This window comes from Pseudomonas sp. 67(2021) (assembly GCF_017491835.1).
Classification (GTDB): Bacteria; Pseudomonadota; Gammaproteobacteria; order Pseudomonadales; family Pseudomonadaceae; genus Aquipseudomonas; species Aquipseudomonas atacamensis.
The window spans coordinates 1-478 of sequence record NZ_JAFGYL010000082.1; the positions used below are offsets into that span (position 1 = coordinate 1).

General features: G+C 61.9%; 1 protein-coding gene. It reads left to right on the plus strand.

The genetic code is table 11. The features are described from left to right. Positions 1-478 (plus strand): FAD-binding protein (locus tag J5M66_RS27100; protein ID WP_243433555.1); only part of this gene is annotated, 478 nt, incomplete at both ends.

Here is a 478-nt window from a genome sequence, read left to right on the forward strand (position 1 = left end):
CGTTTGGCCGTGGTTCCACGCCGTTCAACCGCAAGCAGGGCGACCCGCAGCACAAAGGGCCAAACCCTTGCGTGGCGCCCATCGAGCAAGGGCCGTTCTATGCGGTGAAGGTGCAACCCGGTTGCTTTGGTACCTTTGCCGGGCTGCGCACCGACGGCAATGCCCGGGTGCTGGATGAGGCTGGGCAGCCGATTGCAGGCCTGTATGCAGCGGGTACCGACATGGCCAGCGTGTTTGGCGGCTGGTATCCGTCGGGTGGCATCAACCTGGGCCCGGCGCTGACTTTTGGCTATGTGGCCGGGCGGCGCTCGATCTCACAGGCGCTAAAACTGCCACGGCAAACGCCTTGCGGCCCTCATGCGCCCCGGAGGCAAACTCTCACTGCTTCATGCCCAGCTCGGCATCATCCATCTGCGCCTTTGGTAGAACGTGGTCTTGCCGACAGTGAATTGAGTGTCTTCTGTGGTCATTATTCAAT